General features: G+C 48.6%; 15 protein-coding genes and 1 pseudogene. 15 read left to right on the top strand and 1 reads right to left on the bottom strand.

Annotated features, from left to right (window positions below; all coding sequences use genetic code 11):
* Positions 1–12 precede the first annotated feature (12 nt).
* The 14 genes and pseudogenes from ACKPCD_RS06190 to ACKPCD_RS06255 all read left to right on the top strand — a co-directional run.
* On the top strand, positions 13–1,833 hold the full coding sequence (locus ACKPCD_RS06190) for a polysaccharide biosynthesis protein (protein WP_321434380.1): 1,821 nt from the start codon (positions 13–15) through the stop codon (positions 1,831–1,833).
* Between the two features lie 38 nt (positions 1,834–1,871).
* Positions 1,872–3,029 carry a DegT/DnrJ/EryC1/StrS family aminotransferase gene (locus ACKPCD_RS06195; protein WP_321434381.1) on the top strand — a complete coding sequence of 386 codons (1,158 nt, stop codon included), beginning with the start codon at positions 1,872–1,874 and terminating at the stop codon, positions 3,027–3,029.
* A gap of 124 nt (positions 3,030–3,153) precedes the next feature.
* Positions 3,154–4,206, top strand: a complete 1,053-nt coding sequence (locus tag ACKPCD_RS06200; protein WP_321434382.1) for a YveK family protein — start codon at positions 3,154–3,156, stop codon at positions 4,204–4,206.
* Positions 4,203–4,934, top strand: coding sequence for a CpsD/CapB family tyrosine-protein kinase (locus tag ACKPCD_RS06205; RefSeq protein WP_321434383.1), 732 nt, complete (start codon positions 4,203–4,205; stop codon positions 4,932–4,934). Before ACKPCD_RS06200 ends, ACKPCD_RS06205 begins: the two co-directional genes overlap by 4 nt.
* Before the next feature lie 378 nt (positions 4,935–5,312).
* Entirely contained in the window at positions 5,313–6,062 is a 750-nt protein-coding gene (gene map / locus ACKPCD_RS06210; protein WP_321434384.1) for a type I methionyl aminopeptidase, read from the top strand.
* A 375-nt stretch (positions 6,063–6,437) separates the two neighbouring features.
* Positions 6,438–7,178 (top strand): YveK family protein, encoded by a 741-nt coding sequence (locus ACKPCD_RS06215; RefSeq protein ID WP_321434385.1) that lies wholly within the window; start codon positions 6,438–6,440, stop codon positions 7,176–7,178.
* A gap of 13 nt (positions 7,179–7,191) precedes the next feature.
* Positions 7,192–7,926 (top strand): CpsD/CapB family tyrosine-protein kinase, encoded by a 735-nt coding sequence (locus ACKPCD_RS06220; RefSeq protein ID WP_321434386.1) that lies wholly within the window; start codon positions 7,192–7,194, stop codon positions 7,924–7,926.
* A complete protein-coding gene (locus ACKPCD_RS06225; protein WP_321434387.1) occupies positions 7,926–8,702 on the top strand; it encodes a tyrosine-protein phosphatase in 777 nt (258 codons plus the stop codon). Before ACKPCD_RS06220 ends, ACKPCD_RS06225 begins: the two co-directional genes overlap by 1 nt.
* A gap of 354 nt (positions 8,703–9,056) precedes the next feature.
* Positions 9,057–10,277 (top strand): LCP family glycopolymer transferase, encoded by a 1,221-nt coding sequence (locus tag ACKPCD_RS06230; RefSeq protein ID WP_321434388.1) that lies wholly within the window; start codon positions 9,057–9,059, stop codon positions 10,275–10,277.
* A 71-nt stretch (positions 10,278–10,348) separates the two neighbouring features.
* Positions 10,349–11,290 (top strand): LCP family glycopolymer transferase, encoded by a 942-nt coding sequence (locus ACKPCD_RS06235; RefSeq protein ID WP_321434389.1) that lies wholly within the window; start codon positions 10,349–10,351, stop codon positions 11,288–11,290.
* 241 nt (positions 11,291–11,531) lie between these two features.
* Complete coding sequence (locus ACKPCD_RS06240; RefSeq protein WP_321434390.1) at positions 11,532–12,581, top strand: glycosyltransferase family 2 protein; 1,050 nt, start codon at positions 11,532–11,534, stop codon at positions 12,579–12,581.
* A 10-nt stretch (positions 12,582–12,591) separates the two neighbouring features.
* Positions 12,592–13,590: a glycosyltransferase family 2 protein gene (locus ACKPCD_RS06245; RefSeq protein ID WP_321434391.1), complete on the top strand. Its 999-nt coding sequence runs from the start codon at positions 12,592–12,594 to the stop codon at positions 13,588–13,590.
* A 75-nt stretch (positions 13,591–13,665) separates the two neighbouring features.
* Positions 13,666–15,189 (top strand): lipopolysaccharide biosynthesis protein, encoded by a 1,524-nt coding sequence (locus tag ACKPCD_RS06250; RefSeq protein WP_321434392.1) that lies wholly within the window; start codon positions 13,666–13,668, stop codon positions 15,187–15,189.
* A gap of 16 nt (positions 15,190–15,205) precedes the next feature.
* Positions 15,206–16,006: pseudogene (locus ACKPCD_RS06255) on the top strand (glycosyltransferase family 32 protein); the annotation flags it as partial.
* Positions 16,007–16,396: 390 nt separating this feature from the next.
* On the opposite strand, the gene ACKPCD_RS06260 reads toward ACKPCD_RS06255, so the two are convergent.
* On the bottom strand, positions 16,397–22,561 hold the full coding sequence (locus ACKPCD_RS06260; RefSeq protein WP_321434393.1) for a polysaccharide deacetylase family protein: 6,165 nt from the start codon (positions 22,559–22,561) through the stop codon (positions 16,397–16,399).
* A gap of 451 nt (positions 22,562–23,012) precedes the next feature.
* Between ACKPCD_RS06260 and ACKPCD_RS06265 the strand changes: the two genes are divergently transcribed.
* A complete protein-coding gene (locus ACKPCD_RS06265) occupies positions 23,013–24,110 on the top strand; it encodes an LCP family glycopolymer transferase (RefSeq protein ID WP_321434394.1) in 1,098 nt (365 codons plus the stop codon).
* The last annotated feature ends 53 nt before the right edge of the window (positions 24,111–24,163 follow it).

Below are 24,163 nucleotides of genomic sequence, written 5' to 3' on the forward strand. Positions count from 1 at the left end.
GTGGTGTTGAAGATGAGCAAAATTAACTCTAAGAAAAAAATGGTTATTTTGATGTTCATCGATAGTCTGTCAATCATACTGGCGGCGCTTCTGGCCTATTGGCTGTTGGAAAATTATGTGACGTTGCCGAACCGTTATTATTATGTGATGATCGGAATAACCGTGCTCATCTATGGCGCTCTTGGCGTTTTTCGCCACCTCTTCGCAAATCTGCCGTATTTCACGGGCCTCCATGATCTCATTTTCCATGTGAAGATTTTGTCGTTTGCCTTTTTGCTGTCAGCCGTGGTTTCGTCGGTCGTATTCCAACTGGTGAGCTATCGCTACATCTTTTTGACCTACATGTTTTCGCTCGTCTTCATTCCGGGTATCCGCATTGTCTGGCGGGTCTATCACGAATACACGGAGAAAGTCGATTACCGCGGCAAGGAAGATCCGTCCGGAAAAATACGCACATTGTTGGTGGGTGCGGGGGAGGGCGGACGACTCTTCATTTCGAGCCTGATCCATCGGCCGAACAACATCGAAATCATCGGTATCGTTGATCGTGATGAGAAGAAACAGCAATACCGTTTGATGGGCATTCCCGTGTTGGGGAACGAAGCGGATATCCCGGATATCGTCACCAAATACGGCATCAACCAAGTGACCATCACCATCCCATCGATGAAGCCACAGGAACTGGAACGCATTCTCGACTACTGCAATCAAGTCGGCGTCGCCGTCAACCAAATGCCGCGGATGGAGGACGTCATGACCGGCAAGCTATCGGTGAGCCGGACACGGGAAATCGATGTGGTCGACCTGCTCGGCAGAAAAGAAGTGAAGCTGGACAAACAGATGATTACGGAAGCCTTGACAGACAAAACCATCCTCATCAGCGGTGCCGGTGGTTCGATCGGATCAGAGCTATGCAGGCAGGTATCCAAATTCGGGCCGAAGCGTCTGATCTTGTTGGGGCATGGGGAAAACTCGATTTATCTGATCCATCGCGAAATGATGCTCGCTTATGGAAGAACGATCGATCTTGTGCCCGTGATCGCAGATGTGCAGGATCGCAAGTTGATTTTTGAAGTGATGGCACAGTATCGCCCGGACTTTGTTTTCCATGCGGCGGCGCATAAGCATATCCCGATGATGGAATGGAATCCGCGCGAAGCGATCAAGAACAATATTTTCGGGACCAAAAATATGGCGGAGGCCGCCAAAGCCGCAGGTGTGAAGAGTTTCGTCATGATTTCCAGCGACAAAGCGGTACGCCCCACCAATGTCATGGGCGCGACGAAACGGATGGCCGAAATGATTGTGACGGCTTTGGATGAGCCCGGCAAGACCAAATTTGCGGCAGTCCGGTTCGGGAATGTCCTGGGCAGCCGTGGCAGCGTCATTCCGGTCTTCAAAGAGCAGATCGAAAAAGGCGGACCGGTTACCGTGACTGATTTTCGCATGATCCGTTATTTCATGACGATTCCGGAAGCAAGCCGGCTGGTTATCCAAGCGGGTGTATTGGCGAATGGCGGTGAAATCTTCATCCTCGACATGGGTGAGCCAGTCAAAATCGTCGATTTGGCAAAGAAAATGATCAAACTTTCCGGTTACAATGAGGACGACATACCGATCATCGAGACCGGTATCCGGCCTGGCGAAAAGCTGTACGAGGAATTGTTGGCGGATGAGAGTAAGCTGGATAGTAAAGCCTATGAAAAAATATTCGTCGGCAAGGCTTCCAATTTCCCATTGGAAGAAACGACAGCGTTTGCGGAAGAATTGCTGCAGCAACCGGTAGAGGCATTGCGTACGAATTTGATCGGCTATGCCTGTTCGCATCAGTAAGGAAGGTTTTCTGTTTTTGAAGGAAGGAGTGCATACCGATGAATGAGAAAAATGAAAAGCGGATCCTGTTGGCTTCCCCGCACATGTCCGGTTTGGAAATGGCCTATATCAAAGAAGCCTTCGATACCAACTGGATTGCGCCGTTGGGTCCGAATGTCACCGGTTTTGAACAGGAAATTTGCGCCTATACCGGTGCGGGCTACGCGGATGCTTTGTCTTCCGGGACGGCCGCCATCCACTTGGGCTTGATGTATCTGGGTGTCGGAAAGGGCGATATCGTTTTCTGTCCATCCCTGACTTTCTCGGCTTCGGCCAACCCGATCATCTATCAGGGCGCAACGCCTGTCTTCATCGATTCGGAACGCGAATCCTGGAACATGTCGCCGCAAGCGCTGGAAAAGGCATTCGAGCAGTACCCGCATCCAAAAGCGATCGTCATCGTGAATCTCTATGGACAATCAGCTGACTACGATCGATTGAAAGCTATCGCAGATGCCCATGGTGTGCCGATATTGGAGGATGCCGCCGAGAGTCTCGGTGCGACCTATAAGGGCAAACAGACCGGTACATTTGGCGATATCGGCGTTTATTCTTTCAATGGCAACAAAATCATCACGACTTCCGGAGGTGGAATGTTGGTGGCGAGCGACAAACGTGCCGTCGATAAGGTTGAGTTCTGGGCGACCCAGGCCAAGGAGCATGCTCCCTATTATCAACACAAAGAAATCGGGTACAACTACCGGATGAGCAATGTTGTGGCCGGCATCGGCCGTGGACAACTGCAGGTGCTGGACAAGCGCATCGCCAGAAAAAAATACATTTTTGATTATTACAAGAAAGCCTTCCAGGATCTGGATGAATTGGAAATGATGCCGATCGCAGCATACGGAGAGCCGAATTACTGGCTCAGCTGCGCGACAATCAAAACGGACGTGCGTGTCCGTCCGAAAGAACTGTTGGATTATCTGGACTCGAAAAATATCGAAGGACGCGCCATCTGGAAGCCGATGCATCTGCAGCCTGTCTTCAAAGGTTCCGCATTCTTCAACCACAATCCTGATGAACCGAGCGTTGCAGAGGATATTTTTATGCGCGGCCTTTGCCTGCCGTCGGACACCAAGATGACGGATGCTGATCTGGACCGGATCGTCACACGCATCAGTTGGTTTTTCGGTGCAGCCTCAGCGCGTTATTGATCGATGAAACTTTTTTCTAAAGACGTGTTATGTGATATAATGAAAACGTATTCAAGATCTATCCACATGCAGTTCACTATGAAGGAGAAAAAGTAGCTTAAGCCAAAAAAGTGGAGGGACCATCATGAAAGAAGAAGTATCTTTGAGGGATCTGACGGCATTAATCAAGCAAAGGCTAGGGATGATAATCGGGTTCGGCTTGATCGGACTGGTGCTTGCGGCGATCTACACTTTTCTGATTGTGACCCCCCAATACGAATCCAAAACGCAACTGCTGGTGAACCGCGCGGGCGATGAGGCGAACGGCTTGGTGCTCAATGACATCAATTCCAATGTGCAGATGATCAATACTTACAAGGACATCATCGAAGGACCGGTCATACTTGGCAGCGTCATTGAATGGTTGGACCTTCCTTATTCGGTGGAAAGGTTGGCTGAACAAGTGACGATCAGTGCCAATGAGGATTCGCAAGTCTTCTCACTGACAGTGACTTCTCCGGACCCCGATGAAGCAGCCGAAATCGCCAATGAAATCGCCTTGACTTTCCAAAGCAACGTCGTCGAAATCATGAACATCGAGAACGTACAGATCATTTCGGAAGCTGTTCCGGATCCAGACCCGGTGTCACCGCATGTAGTGAACAATCTACTGATCGGTCTGGGCGTCGGATTATTGGCCGGCTTCGGTGTTGCGATGCTGCGCTATGCGATGGCGAAGACGATCGATGATTATCAGTACGTTACACAAACAATCGGGTGGCCAAATCTGGGGGCCATTTCGGAAATGAACAAGGAAGAAAAAATGGCCATCGCTGACATGAGGAAACAAAAAACGGCTGCCGCCAATACTTTCGAAGGGGTCGAATCAGGAGACCTTGCCGGGGCTACCGGAACTGCAACAACGACAAAAATGAAAAGGATCCCCGATGAAAAAACGTCCGGCAAGAGCGAAAAAATACAAGCCGATCCGCAAGTAAATCCTGTCATCGCAGCATTGCCGGGGAAAAAAGAAAGTCCCAAAACAAAAACGAAGCAACAGTCCTCGGGATACGCTGGTGCGAACCGAGAAAGACTTGTGACGGTAGCGGACATGACCAAACAAAAAATTGATGTCATCCTTCAGAGCAATGACGTCAGCGAGACCGCGGATACCGGCAACAAAAGGGGGAAACGATGATGGTGGAGGCAGTGAAGAAAAAAAAGCAAAAAACTAAACAATCGAAGCGCTTGCACGGTCTGATCACTCTGGCCATGCCAAGCTCTCCCGTTTCGGAACAGTTCCGGACATTGCGCACCAACATTCAATTTTCAATGGTCGACAAAAAATTGAAGTCGCTGGCGGTCCTTTCGGCTACATCCGGAGCCGGCAAATCTACGGTAGCCGCTAATTTGGCGGTGACCTTCACTTTGCAGGGAAACCAAGTGCTGTTGGTTGATTGCGATCTGCGCAGGCCATCCGTTCACCGTGAATTCGGCATACACAATGAGGAAGGGCTGACGAATCTGTTGGCTAATCATGTCGGCAAGGGTCTGGATGATTATCTGCATACGTGCGAAGTTCCAGGATTATCGATCCTGACTGGGGGACCGGTACCACCGAATCCAGCCGAATTGCTTTCCAGTAATCGGATGAAACAGTTGGAAAAGGATACTGCGGAACGGTTTGATTTGGTGATCTACGATACGCCGCCACTGCTGGGGTTCACCGATGCGCAAATCCTAGCCGGACGGGTGGACGGAAACATTTTTGTGGTCCACTATGAAGAAGATACGAAAGAGGATGTCCTTAAGGCTTCGGACTCATTGAAGATGGTCAATGCCAATGTGTTGGGCGTCGTCTACAACCGTGCACCTGGGGGACAAAAAGAGCACAGCTATTATTACGGCTATAAAGATGAAGAATGACTTGGATTTAGATGTGCGCATGTATGCGATAAAGACGAACTGGACGGTCTCGGATGAGGGCGTCTTTTTTGCGTTGCAAACGTCGCTGGCCGTTCGGCCGCTTCAGCTCCGGGGAGAGGGGGGCTTTCCGGAGTTCGCTTAGTCCGAAAATCCGCAACTCCGATGAAGCGGTCTTCGCCGGAGGAGAGTAGCCTGAAAGTACCGCAGTTCCGGCGAAGCCGTCGCTGGCCGGAGGAGCCGGTCCACCCCACATTCCGCAGTTCCGACGAAACTTCCGGGCTGGCAAGAATTTCATCGCTGGATGAAAATTATTTAGCCATCTCGACCATTTAATGTATAATAAGAAAGAATACTTTAAAGGAAGAGGATAGAATACATATGATAACTTTAAAATCTGATCGCGAAATTCAAGCTATGGAAGAGTCCGGGGCAATCCTGGCTGGTATCCATGAGGAATTGCGCGGTTTTATCAAGCCGGGTTTGACGACGATGGAGATCAACAACTTTGTGCAGGCGCGCATCGAAGCAGCTGGCGCCATCTGCGAACAGATCGGTTTCGAAGGATACGAGTATGCGACGTGCACGAGCGTCAACGACGAAATCTGCCATGGCTTCCCGGGCAAATATGTGCTGAAGGACGGCGATCTGATCAAGGTCGATACAGTCGTGAACTACAACGGTGCCATGTCCGATTCTTGCTGGAGCTATGTGGTCGGCGAGGCCACGCCGGAAGTGAAGCGTCTGATGGAAGTCACTGAAAAAGCCTTGTACTTGGGCATCGAGCAAGCAAAACCAGGCAACCGTGTCGGCGATATCGGCCATGCGATCCAGACTTATGTCGAAGGCGAAGGTTTCTCGGTCGTCCGTGAGTTCATCGGCCATGGTATCGGACCGACGATGCACGAAAGTCCATCCATTCCGCACTACGGTGATGCAGGTAAAGGGTTACGCCTGAAGGAAGGCATGACGATTACGATCGAGCCAATGGTCAACACAGGCGTTTGGAAGTCCAAAATGGACGACAACGGCTGGACAGCCCGCACAAAAGACGGCGGTCTGAGCTGCCAATTCGAGCATACAATCGCAATCACCAAAGATGGCGCAAAAGTTCTGACGCAACAAAAATAAGTAAAAGAGACAGCATCTTGATGGCTAGCGGACTTGCGCCGCTTTTCCCGAAAAGATGAAGCCCCGAATTCAGATTCTGGGCTCTTTTTTTCAAGAGTAAGTGTGTTATGTTATTATATTTGGTTGGTAAATGTTAATAAAGTTCTATTTAATCGGGGCGCTATTTCGTCTCTTCAAACTAACTAGAATAATGTTCATTTTTATTCGGTTGGCTTGGACATAAACTTTTACCAAAAAATTCAGTAAAATAATTATAGTTATTTCAAGAATGGTATAGTACAATATTCTACAGTGGGAAAGTTGACGATTTTGTCTTAATTCTCTGCAGGACAGGTGATACTGTCATTATCAATGTTTGTAATCAGGAGGGAAACCATGGAAGAAGAAATATCGTTAGGCGAAATTTTTGCAATCTTAAAGCAACGACTTGGTTCGATCATCATATGGAGTTTGGCCGGATTGTTGTTGGCAGCTCTTTATACATTCTTTTTTGTGACACCGTCTTATCAATCTACATCGAAAATCGTAGTGAATCAAACACAGAATGCTGAACAGTCCATCACGAACACGGACATTCAAACGAACTTGAATCTGATCAATACGTATCAGGGCATCATCAAAGAGCCAATTATATTGGAGGATGTCATCACGAACACTGGATCCAAACTTACAGTAGGGGAATTGCGCAACAAACTGACCGTTCAAACCGAAGATAGTTCTTTGGTGTTCGGAATTACGGTTGCCGATGAAAATCCATTCACTGCCGCAGAATTGGCAAATGCAACAGCATCATCGTTTGAGCAAAAAATCGGTGAAATACTGGACGTGAACAGCGTTACGATTTTGTCGCAAGCAGTTGCGAATCCGAATCCGGTATCCCCGAACACACCGATGAATCTTGTGCTTGGTTTATTGGTGGGCATGATGATCGGTGTTGGGCTGGCATTCTTGGCTGAATTTATGGACAAGACCGTCAAGGACGAAAAATTCATCGAGCAATTGGGCTGGTCGAATTTAGGGTCCGTTTTGCAGATGTCCGAAGAAGAGTTGACAGCTACCCGTTTTGTTCAAGCAACACCTGATGTAAAATCGCGTAAAGCCAAAAGACGCATATAGGAGACGATAAGATATGTTTGGATCAAGCAGAAAGAAGATCATGAAGTTGGACAGCCAACAACGTAAAGGCCTAAGTCTAATCTCAAAATTGCGGCCGAAATCCGTTATTGCTGAGCAATATCGGACCATCCGTACAAATATACAATTTTCTATGATCGACCGCGATGTGAAATCCATCGTCATGACATCATCCGGTCCATGGGAAGGGAAATCAACTACATCCGCAAACTTGGCATCGGTTTTTACCGACCAGGGCAAACGGGTTCTGTTGGTGGATGCCGACTTGCGTAAACCGACCGTGCAACGCACTTTCGGATTGAGCAATATCGTGGGCTTGACGACACTGTTGAGCGATCCGGAACAAGAACTTGCTGAAGTTATCCAACTGGTGAACGGAACAGAATTGCATGTCTTGACAAGCGGACCGATCCCGCCGAATCCATCTGAATTGTTGAACTCGAATCGGATGAACATACTGATGAAGCGGTTTGAGGATATGTTTGACATTATCATTTATGATATGCCGCCAGTGACATCCGTAACGGATGCACAGATCATGGCAGCAAAAGCGGATGGTGTTGTTTTCGTGATCCGTCACGGCGTTTCACAAAAAGATTCCGTCTTGAATGCGAAAGAACTGTTGGAAATGGTCAACGCGAATATCCTCGGTGTCGTGTTCAACGGAGTCGAAAAGAAAAACACGCAATCTTATTATGGTTATGGCTATACGAGTGAGGTGGAGGCATAGTGATCGACCTTCATTGTCATCTGTTGCCTGGCGTCGATGACGGAGCTCGAACACTGGAGGATTCCTTGGCGATGGCCCAAAAAGCCGTCGCCGAAGGCATCTCTCACGTCCTTGTGACGCCGCATCATAAAAACGGTAAATATTTGAACCCAAAAGAGGCCGTGCAGGAAGCTACGGAAGCTCTGCAAACTGAATTGGATGACCGGGGAATCGGTCTGACGCTTTATCCTGGACAAGAAATCCGTATCAACGGAGAATTACTGGAAGATATCGAGAATGGGGACATATTGTTCGTCGACGATGAAGAACATTATTTGTTGATTGAGTTCCCCACGCTGTCGATACCACATTACACAGAATCTTTATTTTTTAAACTACGACAAAAAGGCATCACGCCGGTCATCGTTCATCCGGAACGAAATCAGGCCGTTATTGATGATCCAAATATATTGCTTCCTTTCATTGAAAGAGGCGCCTTGGCACAAGTTACTGCAAGCAGCTATGCAGGGGCATTCGGTAAAGATATCGCGAAGCTCAGCAGCCAACTGATTGAAGCCAACCTCGTGCATATCCTAGCATCTGATGCGCATAATACCCGTGGAAGAGGATTTCATTTCCAGAAAGCTTTTGCAAAGCTTGAAGCCGAATTCGGTTCTGAGAAAGTTGCCTACTTCAGACAAAACGCAAAAAATATTTTTAATGGGGATGTTGTTCTTACAGAGGCACCGACTGAAGTGATTCAAAAGAAAAAAAGATGCCGACTTTTCAGCAGATGAATATGTATGAAGCCTAAGTTCGGGAACAGAGAAATTTGTTCTCCGGACTTTTTCTTTTCCCGAAGCACTGCAACAGTCAATATACATGAAATATTTCTGTTATATTACTAATTGGCCTAGCGTCTTGAATGTTCTGCAGTTTATTGATAATATTATTAAGATTCTATGACAAGTGCCCGGACAAGAGATAGATGGGCCCCTTTTTGCATGGAAATAGACAGTCTATATTGTAATGTTCAATAAAACACTTAATGAAAGATTATGGCTGCAAAGTCCAGGCGCCATCAGAGAATGTCCTGCTGGATGATTGTCGTCAGCATCAATAGTCTTTCAAGAGAAAGAGGAACTGCAAAAATGAATGAAACCAGAAAAAGCAGACAAGGGAAAAAACGAATCTTAAAAACCGTTTTATCCGTCCTGATGATCGCGATGGTCGGCGTAATCGCGTACATGTTCAAGGCCTATTCCGATATCGGCAGTACTGCGGAATCGATTTACAACGAAGTGAGTGTTGTAGAGATGCGCGAAGAGTCGATTGAAGTCGAGACGGCAACGCAACCGATATCTTTCGTGTTATTGGGGGTTGATACCGGTACCGCTGAAGAGGAACGTACAGAAACGGGACGGAGCGACACAATCATCGTCTGCACGGTGAATCCGAATACCCGCACGACTACTTTATTGAGTATTCCGCGTGACACCTATTCGGAAATTATGGGATACAGCAATCTATATGATTATTACGGCGACTATTATGACAAAATGAACCATGCCTATGCTTTCGGAGGCACCGAAATGTCCATCAATACGGTTCAGGAATTCCTGAATATACCAATCGACTATTATGTTGAAGTGAATTTTGATGGTTTAGTCGATATCGTCGATGCGGTAGGCGGAATTGAAATCACGAGTCCCTTGACTTTTGATTTCTACGGCCCGCAATTCATTGAAGGGGAAACCCGTATCCTGACTGGATTTGAGGCTCTTCAATTCGCTCGCATGCGCAAGCAAGATCCGGATGGCGATCTTGGAAGACAAGCGAGACAACAGATGGTCATCAAAGCCATACTGGACAAGGCCTTGACGATGGGGACAGTCGTGAATTACAAAAATATCCTGGCAACTTTGGAGGACAATGTCCAACTCAACATATCTTTGGATGACATCATTTCGATCGCCAGCGGTTACCGCAAGTCCATGGAGAACTTCCAGCAGTTCTATGTTGAAGGGCAAGAGGTTTATATCGATGAAATTTATTATTACTATGCAAGTCCGGAAGAACGCTTGCGCCTGTCGAATATCCTGCGGACGGAGTTGGAATTGCCGGCAGCGTCTCTGGCAGATATCTCAACTTCTATCAACGAACCTTATTTTGAAACCCAACCGTACAGTAACGACTCTTCCAGCACAGACGCGTTGTATGATTCTTCAACATATAGACAAAGTGATGTTTATACACCGAACTATTCGGATCCATATTCTGAAGAAAGCTATACCGAATATTACGATTCTGCAGAAACGGGTACTTATTACGAAGAAGATGTTTATGAATCAACTTATGATTCAAGTTATTAATCACTAAAATCAACGAACACAGTTTCATTTGAGGCTGTGTTTTCTTTTTAGGAAAGAGAAGGAGAATGGACATGTCTGAACAAAGAAAACGTAAGCGAAAAAAAAGATGGGGCTTGAGAATTTTCTTAGGTCTATTGGCTGTGCTGGTTTTGACTGTAGGGGGTTATGTTTATTCCGTCTATAGGAATCTGAGCAAAACAACCGATACGATTTATACTCCGGTCGAAACCCAAGCAGTCAGAGAGGCTGGAGTCGATTTGACGCAACAGACGCCGATTTCGATTTTGTTGATGGGAATCGATAATGGTGCCGAGGGAAGAACGGAAGCCGGAAGATCAGACTCGATGATCGTGGTGACGATCAATCCCAAAACACAAACCACAGCAATGGTAAGTATCCCAAGGGACACTTTTTCGGAAATAGTCGGCAATGATACCTATGATAAAATCAATCACGCCTACTGGTTTGGCGGGGCGGAAATGGCGATCAACACTGTCCAAAAATTATTGGGGATACCGATCGATTACTACGCTTCAATCAATATGGAAGGCTTAAAACAGATGGTTGATGCAGTAGGCGGCATCACGGTCAACAGTCCGCTGGCCTTTACTTCAAGAGGCTATACTTTCGTGGAAGGTTCGAATCAGATGAATGGCGAAGCTGCCTTGGCATTTTCCCGCATGCGCGAAGAAGACCCGACGCAAGACACTGGTAGACAAGACCGTCAGCGTCTGGTCATCGAAGCCATCATCCATAACCTCATTCAGACCGACATGCTGTTGAGCTATCAAGATATTTTGCATTCCTTATCCGCTAATGTGGAAACAAGCTTGCAGATGAGCGATTATCTGGCGTTGCAACAAAATGGATACGTTTCTGCTGTGTCGAACATTAAACAAGACCATTTAGGCGGCGTAGGCGGTTTGCGCAATGAAATCTACTACAGCTTCGTGGACGGAGCTGAACTGAATCGGGTTCAAGAGGTATTGAAGACCGAGTTGGAATTACCATAAGAGATACGAAGAAAGACGAGACAAATCCTCTCGTCTTTTTTGTTGCAACGAGATTGAATCTTTGATGCCGACTGTCTGTGACAACGGCAACTTGCTTTTACAATTTCGTTAAGATTGTTATTTTTCCTTTTTCATTCCGGTTAATTGACTTATACTAGAGGGTAATGGGCAAGATGCGCGGATGATACGTTGCATGACTGTCAATACATCCTGCACAGCAGGAGCGGGAGGAGGACCTGGGGTGAAACCAAGGGTCAGCATCATCGTGCCGGTCTACAATGCGGCACCTTACTTAAATCAATGCGTCAGCAGTCTGACAAACCAGACGCTGCAGGAAATCGAAATCATTCTGATAAACGATGGTTCTACTGATGACAGCCTGGCTGTCTGCGCAGCGCTCGCCGCCACCGACGACAGAATCCGTCTGATCGACAAGCCGAACGGCGGCGTGTCGGAAGCGCGCAATGACGGTCTGCGCGCAGCGACGGGGGCTTATGTGGGCTTCGTCGACCCGGACGATTGGGTGGATACGGACATGTACGAACGCATGCTTGCGACGCTGACGGCGGCACAGGCGGAAATCTGCCTGTGCAATTATGTCAAGGAAACGAAAGAAGGCACCGTGCCCGTGCTGGTGAAACAATCCGGGACCATCGAAAAGGAAGCGATTCTCGGGGACATTGTCGCGAACGTCATCGCCAAGCCGAGCTTCCGAAGTGGCGAGACCGACATCATGGGCAGCGTCTGCCGACTGCTGATCAGCCGTGAACTGCTTGAACGGGAAAACATCTGGTTCGATAAGGAAGTCGCGTTCATGGAGGACCTGCTTGTCTGCGTCGAAGCCTTTTTGAAGTGCGCGCGCATCGCCATCGATTCGGGTGCCTATTACCATTACCGCGTCCATGACAGCTCGACGGTTATGGCCTATAAACCCAAATTTTATCAACGGCAGAAACAAGCCTTTGCGAAGCTGCAGGAGCTGTTGGTGCGTGAGGGGAAAGCGGCCGCACTGGCACCACGCATGGCGAACCGCTGCATCATCATCGCCTTGCTGGCGCTGGCTAACGAAGCGCACAAGGACAATCCAATGCCGTTCCGCGAGAAAATCCGCAACATCGATAAGATAGTGGCGGATGAGGAATTGTCTGCTACACTCGAAAAAATCGAACTCGATACAGTGGAGTCGCGCAAAAAGCTGGAACTGAACCTGATGAAGAAAAAAGCGAGCGTGGCATTGTATCTATATTACACCGTATTCAACAAACTAAAGGCCGCATTGGGCAAAGGCTGATTAGCCACCCATGGCAACAAGAAAGGGTATTGAGATGAGTGAATTGATCAGCATTATCGTGCCGGTCTACAAAGTCGAGGCGTATTTGCCCCGCTGCGTGGACTCGATACTGGCACAAACCTACAAAAATCTGGACATTATCCTCGTGGACGACGGATCTCCGGACAACAGCGGCAAAATCTGCGATGCCTATGCGGAGAAAGATGACCGCATCACAGTCATCCATCAAGTGAACGGCGGCTTATCTGATGCCCGCAACGCTGGCATCACCATTGCGAAAGGAGCCTACCTGACTTTTTTGGACAGTGACGATTGGATTCCAGCAGAGTACATCGCCTATCTGTACGATCTGTTGAAGGAAACCGGCAGCGCCATCTCGCTCTGTAATTTCCTGAAAACGACCACGGAAGACTTGCCGCAGGTGACCGAACCGGAAATGGTGACGGTCATGAAGAATGATGCGATTCTGGCAAAATACATCGACTTGGGTGATGACTTTCATCCGCAATTGGTCATGGCCTGCGGAAAACTATTCGAAGCCAGTTTATTTGAAACAATCCGCTTTCCGGTCGGGAAACTCCACGAAGACGAGTTTACGACCTATAAACTGTTTCATTTCGCGCCGCAAACAGCGATTTCGAAGAAGCCGCTCTATTATTACTGGCAGCGTGAGGACAGCATCATGGGGGAAGCCGGATTTCGTCTGCAGAACAAACTGGATTATATGGATGCCTTGGTTGAACGGGCAGCTTTTTTCCATGAGGTGGGCAGGCCGGAACTGAGCGACCGCACTTACAAATCGCTGTTCTCCGAGGCGTTATCCGTCAATCTGCAATTGGATGCGCGCAAAGAGACCGAGTCGAAAAAAGAAGTCAGAGGCATCCTCAAGCAGGCACGTAATGCCTTGAAACGGACAGGTCGTTCGAAATTGGTCTTTTTGTACAATACCTACTTGTCGTATGAACGACCGATCGCGTGGGCTTACCGCACTTATAAAAAAATGAAATGATCAGGGCAGGTTGCGGCAGCTCTCGATTATTTCGGTGCCGCTGCAGCCTCTTTCCTGAACGAAAAGAGGGTTAATTTGGATAAAAATAAACAATTCGCCATCAATATGATTGCGCAGGTGGTCGGGTTCGTTGTGATGATGGGTATCAGCTTCCTGTTGACTCCATTCATCGTCGAGCATGTAGGCAGTGAAGCTTATGGGTTTGTTGGTTTGGCCAACAACTTCGTCAGCTACGCGCAGGTCATCACTGTCGCCTTGAACTCGATGGCCAGTCGTTTCATCACGATAAAAATCACTGAAAATGATGTCGAAGGGTCGAACCGTTATTTCACCTCGGTCGTCATCGCCAATATTGTGACGGCGGTCGTATTGAGCGTTCCATCGGCTCTCATCATCCTGAATCTGAACAAAATCGTGAATGTATCCGAGGCGATCCTGATCGATGTCCAATGGCTGTGGGCATTCATCTTCCTGAATTTCCTGGTCAGCATCATCTCGTCCACATACAGTGTAGCGACGTTCGTCCGCAATAAGCTGTACTTATCATCGTTGCAGGGGATCATCTCGAATATTCTGCGGGTGGCAGTGCTGATCGCAGCCTTCAGCTTTTTCGTGCCTTCAGTCTGGTATGTCGGTTTGGCTGCGTTCGTAGCGACGATCTATGTCTATTTCTGGAATGTCTATTACACCCGCAAACTGACTCCCGACATCAAGGTCAGGAAGCGGTATTTCGATGTCAAAGTCATCAAAGTGCTGCTGTCATCCGGTATCTGGAACAGTTTTACGCGGTTGAGTTCGATTCTGTCGACCGGACTCGATCTGCTGGTGACGAACTTGTATGTCAGTTCGGCAGCGATGGGTGTGCTCTCGGTCGCCAAGACGGTGCCGAGTGCGATCCTGACTTTGTTTGGAACCTTGGCTAGCGTCTACGCACCGCAACTGACGATCAGCTATGCGCAGAAGGATTACACGGAAATGAAGAACCAGTTGATGTCGTCGATCAAGTTTCTGGGTCTGTTCGCCTGCATCCCGGTAGCGGCACTGTTCGCTTACGGGGAGATTTTCTATAAGCTTTGGGTTCCGACCCAAAATGCGCATCTTTTGTACATGCTGACGATTTTGTCCTGTATCGAGTTCATGTTCGTCTTGCCGTTGGAAGGGCTCTGGAACCTCTTTACGGCCACGAATAAAGTGAAGCAGACTTCTATCTACATGTTCGCCAACTCAATCGTTACGATCATCATCGTTTTGGTGGCGCTACAGTTCACGAACGATGACACGTTGAAATTGTACATCATTGCCGGGACAAGCACAGCCTTCGCGGTAATCCGCTCCCTGTTCTTCCTGCCGATTTACGGGTCGCACTGCCTCAATATCAAGTGGACAGCCTTTTATCCGTCCATCCTGAAGAACACGGTGTCAGTCGTTGTGGCTTCGATTTTCTCCCTGTTGGTGCGGAATTTCTTGCCGATCGATGGATGGCTGATGCTGATTTTTGCCGGTATCCTGACGAGCATCTTCGCGATCGCTTTCAACTTCATCGTGCTGTTGAACCGCGAGGAACGTAAAGCCGTGATCAAAAAAGTGCTGCGCAAATAAAAGAGAACGAAAGGGGAAACTCATGACGAAGATACCTAAAATCATCCATTACTGTTGGTTCGGCGGCGCGCCGATTCCGGAAAAAGACAAAGCCTGCATCGAAAGCTGGAGGAAGTTCTGTCCGGATTACGAAATCATCGAATGGAACGAAAGCAACTATGACATAGCTAAAAACCGCTACATGAAGGAAGCCTATGAAGTCAAGAAATGGGGATTCGTGCCGGACTATGCCCGTTTGGATATCGTCTACACACAAGGTGGCATCTACTTGGATACGGATGTGGAAATCATCCGCAATATGGATCCGCTGTTGGAGGACGAAGCGTTCATGGGCTTCGAGGACGGCAAGTTTGTCGCGTTGGGACTGGGGTTCGGTGCCGCAAAAGGCAATCCGCATATCAAAGCCATGCGCGACGTCTATGAAGACGTCTCCTTCATCAATCCGGACGGCAGCTTCAACACGTTGCCGAGTCCGCATTACACGACGGATTACCTGCTGGAAAAAGGTCTCAAGCAGAATGATACGCATCAGCAGATCGAAGGCATCAGCATTTATCCGAAGGCTTATTTTTGCCCGCGTGACTACTACACCGGTGCCATGAGCCTGACAGAGAATTCTTACACGATCCATCACTACAATGCATCCTGGCTTTCCGATAAGGAGAAACAGAATTATGAGCGCAAGCTGCGTCTGATCGAACGTTACGGAAAAACGCTCGGTACCGGAATGCATTACGTCCTGTCGCTGCCGGATATCTTGAAAAGGAACGATTTGGGTGGGCTGATCAAGAAGGGACTCGGAAAATTCAGAAAATAAGTTTTCTTCTTTATCATGTGCTGTATTTTGGGCAGGATGAAAAATAGAAATGAAGAGAGTGCCATAGTACGCGTTTATGTACACTTATATTCGGATACAGAAAGAGGCTTGGGCTTTGTCCCAGCCTCTTTCTGTGCGTGTGTCGGGTGTTCGGTGTTGTTGGTGCCACAAACAGTCGACAGATTGGTGAACTCTCGGGTAAACGGGATACCGTCCTGGGCTAACGCCCGACAGAAGAGCAATCTGTCTGGTGTTGTGTGTTTTACGGTAACTGAACAGTCGACAGACTGGTGAACTCTCGGGTAAATGAGATACCGTCCTGGGCTGACGCCCGACAGAAAGGGCCATCCTGAAACAAGATGGCCCCTATCTTAACTATTCACTTTTGCCTTAAGCAGTTTGCGTGAAGATTCCGATTGTGTATTCTGCTTGGCCAGTACTTGCTGCGTAATAGGCAAGTCCATCGACAACATAGACGTAACCGTCTCCGTAAGGGGCATGAGCGATATGGTGCATCGCAAGATCGTTCCATTGCCCGTTATTCTGTGCGCCGACTGCTTCGCCGAGGTATTCGACGGTAACCGTTGTTGTTGATAGGTCGGAAAGCTTATACCAACTTGTGTATTCGCCGTAGACATTGGTTGCGACAGGGGTAACCTGTACCGGCATAACGACATAGTCTTCAAACACGAATGGATTTCCGGCACCGCGGTAACCTTTTTCTGTCCAGTCTTCTTCGATGATGAGACCGGCAGGATGCAGTTGCCATTGGTCATTGCGCCAATCACCTGATGTGTTGTAGTACAAGGAGATGCTGTTGTACGGTTGTTCGGATGTCGTCAAATACCATGTACCCCCGACTTCGAAGACGTTTGTGTCAACGAAGTTCCCTTCCAATAAAGTGGAGTGATAGTCCCAACCGAGTGGGAAGGAAGTAGCAAAGAAGGCTTCGACATTGCCGGCTTGATCCGGAACCATGTAGTAGTTGTCATTGTACTCGAAAACGTTTGGATAGGCAGCACGGATGCCGTCTGTTTCCGGACCTAGGACCACTTGAGTGTAAGTCCAATTGGCGAGGTCGCTACTGTAGGCGTGTGCGACACTGTCCGTGAAGCTTTGCGTTGCGATATTGTAGTCCCTCAAAACTTCGAAGAACATGTGGTATACGCCATCGACGAGGATGATGAACGGGTCTGCGGTCCCTAATGGATTGTAGACGTCGGTTACGTCGTTCCGGGTAATGACCGGGTTGGTGATGTTCCCGAATTCATCCAGCACAGGGATAACAAATTCCGGTTCAGGTTCCACGTAGCTGTAGTCGCCTTCATAGGCAAGCAACTCGCTGATGGTCCTGAATTGATAACCGAGGGCACGGGCGGCTGTGATCATTTCCAACAATGCAGTTGGGGTCGTGTTGGCTGAGCTGTTGCCGTGCAATAAGTAGATAGCACCGGCGGAAAGGTTGTTCAGGACCGCTGCACTGACTTGGCTGGCCGAAAGTGTTCCGGACCAGTCACGAGTGTCGATCGTCCAACCAATCGTGTAGCTGTAGCCTAGGCTACCGGCTGTAGCCAATACAGTTGCGTTCGTTGCCCCCATCGGAGCGCGGAAATAAGGTTTTGTGCTTTCGCCTGTCGCTGTTTTCACCAGTTGCTCCAATTGATTCAGATCGGACGTCAATTCAGCGGTCGTCATTTGAGTGGCATCGTCATGGCTGAAAGTATGGTTGCCTATTTCGTGACCTTGGGCAAGGATATCATCGATCAGAGTCGGATCGGTGAGACCGTTCAGGAAGAAGGTCGCTTTTACATCCAATAGGGCCAAGTTCGCCAATATTTGGCGGAGATTTTCAGCACTGGACACATCGCTGATGGTCAAGGAAATGACTTGTTGGTTGGTATTGACTTGATTGACCAGTTGCGAAGGTATCGTGATGATCGGTGGATCAGGATCGACAGGGTCGACGGGATCAGGGTAGATGCCTTGGAGCGCCAACAAACCTGTGATGGTCCTGAATTCATAGCCGAGTGCGCGTGCTGCTGCGACCATTTCCAGCAAAGCGGCCGGAGTAGTGGCGGCAGAACTGTTGCCGTGGAGCAGGAAGATGGATCCAGGTGTCAGGTTGTTCACGACTGCGGAGCTGACTTGAGCTGCAGTCAATGTTCCGGACCAGTCACGTGTATCGACTGTCCAACCTATTGTGTAGTCGTATCCAAGTGTGCCGGCTGTTGTGAGCACAGTAGCGTTCGTTGCCCCCATTGGAGCGCGGAAATAAGGTTTTGTGCTTGTGCCGGAGGCGTTTTGGACGAGTTGCTCAAGGTTGTTGAGATCAGTGGTCAATTGGGCTGCCGTCATTTGGGTGGCATCGTCATGACTGTAGGTATGATTGCCGATTTCGTGGCCTTGGGCGATGATGTCGTCGATTAAGGTCGGGTCGGTCAATCCGTTCAGGAAGAAGGTGGCCTTGACGTTTAATGTTGCCAGATTCGCCAGTATCTGCCTTACGTTTGCTGCATCGGAAGCATCACTGATGGTGAGCGAAACGACTTTTTCGCCGGTCGTTACTTGATCGATCACTTGAGAAATTGTGGTGTCGACCGGGTCACTTGGATCGGTTTCGTACATACCATCCAGTGCAATCAAATCGGTGATTGTAGCGAAAGAGTAGCCCAATTCGCGCGCCGTTCTGATGATTTCGTACAAGGAGCTTGGTGTGCTGCTGGATTCAGGAACGGCATGCATCAAATAGATGTATCCTGGGGCCAATTGATCCAGCACGTTGAAGGCAATGTCCTCTGGAGAGAGCGTCCCTAGATAATCCAAGCTATCTACAGACCAGCCAATTGTGTATTTGTAGCCGAGACTGCCTACCGTTTCCAAAACGGATTGGTCAAAGTCACCGAAAGGCGGACGGAAGAGAGGTTTGGTGCTCGTGCCTGTCGCATTTTGGACTTTGTTTTCCAATGCGTTCATTTCGGCGGACAATTCTTCGATTGTCAAATAAGTCGAAAACTCGTGTGAATAGGTGTGATTACCGACTTCGTGCCCTTGGGATACTACTTGGTACAGCATATCCGGATCGACTGTTCCGTCAGGGAAGAAAGTGGCCTTGACATCCATTTCATAAAGCACATCCAAAATCTCTTGGAGTACTTGACTGTCGCCAAGATCATCGAATGTCAACGAAATTACTTTTTTGTTCGTGTCGATCTGTTCGATGAATTGGGAGATGCCGTCATAAACGTCATCGTCCTCGCCATCATCGTATACGCCTTCCAACGCCATCAATTCATCAATCGTGACGAATTCAAATCCTTGTCTGCGCGCTTCCGCAACGATGTACCATAACGATTCAGGAGTGCCAAGGGAAGTAGGGTTGGCATGCAGTAAGTAGATGGAGCCGGCATCCAGATAATCGGTGACGCTGGCTGCGATTGCGATGTCCGAAAGACCTTCCCAGTCGCGGGTGTCCTGTGTCCAACCGATGGTGTAGGCATAACCAAGACTACCGACCGTTTCGAGGACCGCATCATTGTAGACGCCAGCCGGTGCCCTGAAATAAGGTTTGGAAGATACGCCCGTCGTTTCCAGGATGTATTCCTCCATAAGTGCCAAATCATAGGCTAATGCATCAGCGGATAATGAAGTGGAATCGTCATTGTGCGAGTAAGTGTGGTTCGCCAATTGGTGTCCAGAGGCCACAAGTTCGGCCATCAAACCCGGATCGGTCGTACCGTTCAAAAAGAATGTGGCTTTTGCGCCCAAAGCATTGAGGTTCCAGATGATGTCATGCAAGTTCGTGTAATCGTCCCCATCATCGAAGGTAAGTGCGATAACGTTCCTGCCGGTGTCGACATGGTTTACGAATCGCGATGGGCCGGTTCCGTAGTCGATCTCCCCGTCATCCGGATCGACCACTACAGGAGGAGTGCCGGTATAGATGCCTTGATAAGCCAACAGGCCGGTTATGGTCTCGAAGCGGTAACCAAGTGCCTGTACCGCTGCCACCATCTGCAGGATTGCGGCAGGTGTCGCAACTGCATCGGCGCTGCCATGCAAGAGCAGGATAGCACCAGGAGCTACACTGTTGACGATTGTGGAGCTGATTTGGGATGCGGTTTGTGTTCCGCTCCAGTCGCGCGTTTCGATTGTCCAACCGATGGCGTATTGATAACCGAGACTGCCGGCGGTCGCCAAAACGGCAGCATTGGTTTCACCCATTGGGGCGCGGAAGTAAGGTTTTGTACTCGTGTCAGCTGCATTTTGAACAAGTTGATCAAGGTTGTTGAGGTCAGCTGTCAATTCTGTGCCGGTCATCAGCGTGGCATCTTCGTGGCTGTAGGTATGGTTTCCGATTTCGTGGCCTTGAGCGATGATTTCGTCGATCAAGCTCGGATCAGTCATACCATTCAGGAAGAAAGTGGCTTTGATTCCCAGCAGTGCGAGGTTGTTGAGGATCTGCCGCACGTTCTGGGTTCCGGATGCGTCACTGATGGTCAAGGAAATAACCGGCACATCGGTGTTGACTTGGTTCACGATTTCGGCGGGTGAAGTGGTGCTCGGCGGATTCGGATCTGGATCAGGGGTTGTTTCACCAGGTTCGTCCCCGGGTATTGTCGGATAGGAGCCTTCCAAAGCGAGTAAGCCGCTGATGGTAGCGAAGTTGTAGCCGAGTTGACGGATGGCTGTGATCATCTGCAATAGTGCTGCAGGAGTTGTGTTGGCGGAGGCATTACCGTGCAACAGGAAGATGGCTCCTGGCGCCAAATTATTCACGACTGCGGAGCTGACTTGGGCTGAAGTCAATGTACCGCTCCAATCGCGGGTATCGACGGTCCAGCCGATTGTATATTGATAGCCCATGCTTGCAACAGTCGCAAGAACGCGGTCGTTGGTTTCACCCATTGGAGCGCGGAAGTAAGGGCGTGTGGTTGCACCACCTGTGCTGTCCTGCACCAATGTTTCCAACGTGTTGAGTTCCCAGACGATTTCGTCCACGGTCATCTCGGTTGCAGCATCGTGCGTGTAGGTGTGGTTACCGATTTCATGACCTTGTTGGATGATTTCATTGATTACAGCCGCATCGGTCAAACCGTTCAGGAAGAAAGTGGCCTTCACGTCCATTGTGGCTAGGTTAGCCAGAATCTCGCGGACATTTTCGGCATCGGATGCATCGCTGATGGTCAATGAGATGGTCTTTTCACCGGTTTGGACTTGGTTGATGACTTCCGATAGGATAGCATCCGAATAATCCTCTTCGATTGGTTCTTCTTCATCCGGGGTGAAGTAGCCTGCCAATGCCAACAGGTTGCTGACTGTGGAGAAGCTGTAACCGGATTGTTTCAATGCAGCAATGGAATACCACAAAGATTCAGGCGTATTGGCTGCGCCAACGCTTGCATGCATCAGAACGATGGAACCGGGTCTGACGTTGCTGACGACCGCATCGCTGATGGCAGTGGCTGAAATGCCGGTCCAATCGAGTGTGTCGACATCCCAACCGATCGTATATTTGTAGCCAAGGCTTCCGACTGTATCAAGAACGGAACTGTTGTACGAACCGTAAGGGAGTCGGAAAAACGGTGAGGATGAAGTACCGGTTGTCTCTTGGATGTAGTCTTCCATCAAGTTGATGTCATTTGCTAAGCCGGATGACGACAGTGTCGTGGAGTCGCCATGTGAGTAGGTGTGATTCGCCAATTGGTGTCCGTCTGCAACAATCTGCTGCAGTAAGGATGCGTCCGCATCACCATTCATGAAGAAAGTAGCTTTTACGCCCAAATATTTCAAATTATAAAGGATGTCGTAAAGGTTCCCGTATGAATGACCGTCATCGAATGTCAGCGCAATCACGTTATCCGAAATATTCACCGAATTGATGATTTGAGAAGGACCCGAGTAGTCGTCGATGGAGGCAGTGGCATTCATCCCGATGGGTTCTTCATAAGCGATTTCGGCTTCCGATTCTTCCACAACTTGCGGTTCTTCAATTGGTTCAGTTGTTGTTGGGGATTCTGGTACTTCGGACGGCACTGGCTCTGTCGGAACGGTAGGAGTAGGGTTTTCGACCGGTGTTTCCGTCACAATCGGACTTTCCGTTCCAGGTGCTGGCTGTTCTGTAGGTGATTCAGTTGGAATGGCTGTTTCGGGTGCAGGTATTCCTGTGGTAGGTGTTGTTGGGTTGGAGGCTTCCGGTGTGGTCGCGTCCTCAGAAGGCGTGGTCGCAGGTGAGGTTGTTTCTGTGGTGGTTGGTTGCGGATCGGCCGTTTCCGGCAGAGGCTGTTCTGTAGGTGGTGCAGGTGTTTCCGTCATCTGCTCATCTACCGCAGTCATTTCTGCGGGCGGAGATTCCGTGGTTGTTGTTGAGGGTGTGCTTGCGACATTGGTTTCCGTCACTGTTTCCGGCAGTTGAATACCTGGCGGCAGTTCATTGAGAATGGGTACTTGGAGTATTGTTTCAGTTGTCCCTTCCGTTGCTGCAGACATATCTGGCAGCGCGCCGTACATCATAAATATGACTAAGAAAGGAGGCAGTATCATAAATCTCTTTTTCATAATTCAGCCCTCCTTCAATCGCTAAATCTGAAAACTAGCCTATTCGGTTCAGTGCTTCTTCTGCTTTACTCTTGTGTATACTTAGGTAACCATCGGGACCATCTCCTTCTTGATATGAGTAGAGTGGAATGAGCCGGAAACAGTGTAAGAGGTTAAGTCGGCATAGGTTTATTTGTCTGATTTACTTAACCACTTTATGTTATTATAACGCAAATGAAAGCGTTTTAAAAGGATTTGAGAGTCTGTAGTAAGCCTAGAAAAGCATCTGTAAAAAGGTTTGTGGGACTATGTCAAAGTTGATGGGTATCACTTTACGATAGGTTTGCTTTTTTGTTAAGTTTTTTAATAAGCCTTTTTCATTCGCCTGAATTGTTCTATACTTGATGGAGCGATATTAAGTGGGGCGATGGGCTGTCATGCAGCTGCATTGCGCAGAAAGAGGCTCGAATCGATGAATGACACAAGAAGCAATTATTTTAGGAAGAAAAAACGAAACCGAATCATTATTCTCTCATTGTTGGGCTTTGCCCTCGTTGCTTTTGCGCTTTTCTGGACGGTCTACGATGATGTGGAGAGCACACTGAAAACTGTATTTGAAGATGTTGAAACGGAAAATAAGCGGGAAGAGGAGGTTTCGGTAGATGCGACTCATCCGATTTCGTTCGCTCTGTTGGGGATCGATATGTATGGAGACGGCATCGCGGAAGGGAGCGGTCGTTCGGATACAATCATCGTCGCAACGGTAAATCCGAAGACTAAAAAGACTACAATCGTCAGCGTGCCGCGCGACAGTTATGCCGAAATGGTGGGCTATGAAACGAATCTTTATCCGGAATACAACGACAAAATCACGCATGCCTACGCTTTCGGCAGCACCCAGATGGCTATCAATTCCATCCAGGAATTCCTGAATGTTCCGATCGATTATTATGTCGAAATCAATATGCAGGGACTGCATGACATTGTTGAAGCTATCGGCGGCATCGAATTGACAAGTCCATTGTCGTTCGAGTTTGAAGGGTCTTCCTTCATCGAGGGCGAAACGAAATTGGCTGACGGTTGGGATGCTTTGGCATTCGCTAGGATGCGCAAAGAGGATCCGGAAGGTGATTTGGGCCGCCAAAATCGGCAACGGATGGTCATCAAAGCGATTTTGGATAAATTGATCAGTATCGACAGCGTCACGAATTACAAGAAAATACTCAGTGCAGTAGAAGTGAATATCCAAACCAATCTTTCGTTTGAAGATCTGCTGGACATCAAGTCAGGTTATGTAGATGCATTGGATAACTTCACGCAGCTTTCGATTGCCGGGGAAGAGTTATACTATGATGAAATCTACTATTATTATGTGGATCCTGAAGAACGCTTGCGCATGGCCAACACGCTGCGTAATGAGTTGGAGATTGAAGAAGTACAGTTCAGCGACATGAATCTGTCTGACGCGGACGCATCCTTCGGCTATGGCCAGATGACCAGCGCGTTATCGGCTACAAGGGTGTCCGATTCAGACAATTTCGGCGAAACGGATGACATCACAGAAAATTAATCACGGCATCAATGAAAAAGAAAATAAATGAATACTAGTCAATCGGAAAGAGG

This window comes from Trichococcus flocculiformis, assembly GCF_963662535.1.
Taxonomy (GTDB): Bacteria; Bacillota; Bacilli; order Lactobacillales; family Aerococcaceae; genus Trichococcus; species Trichococcus flocculiformis.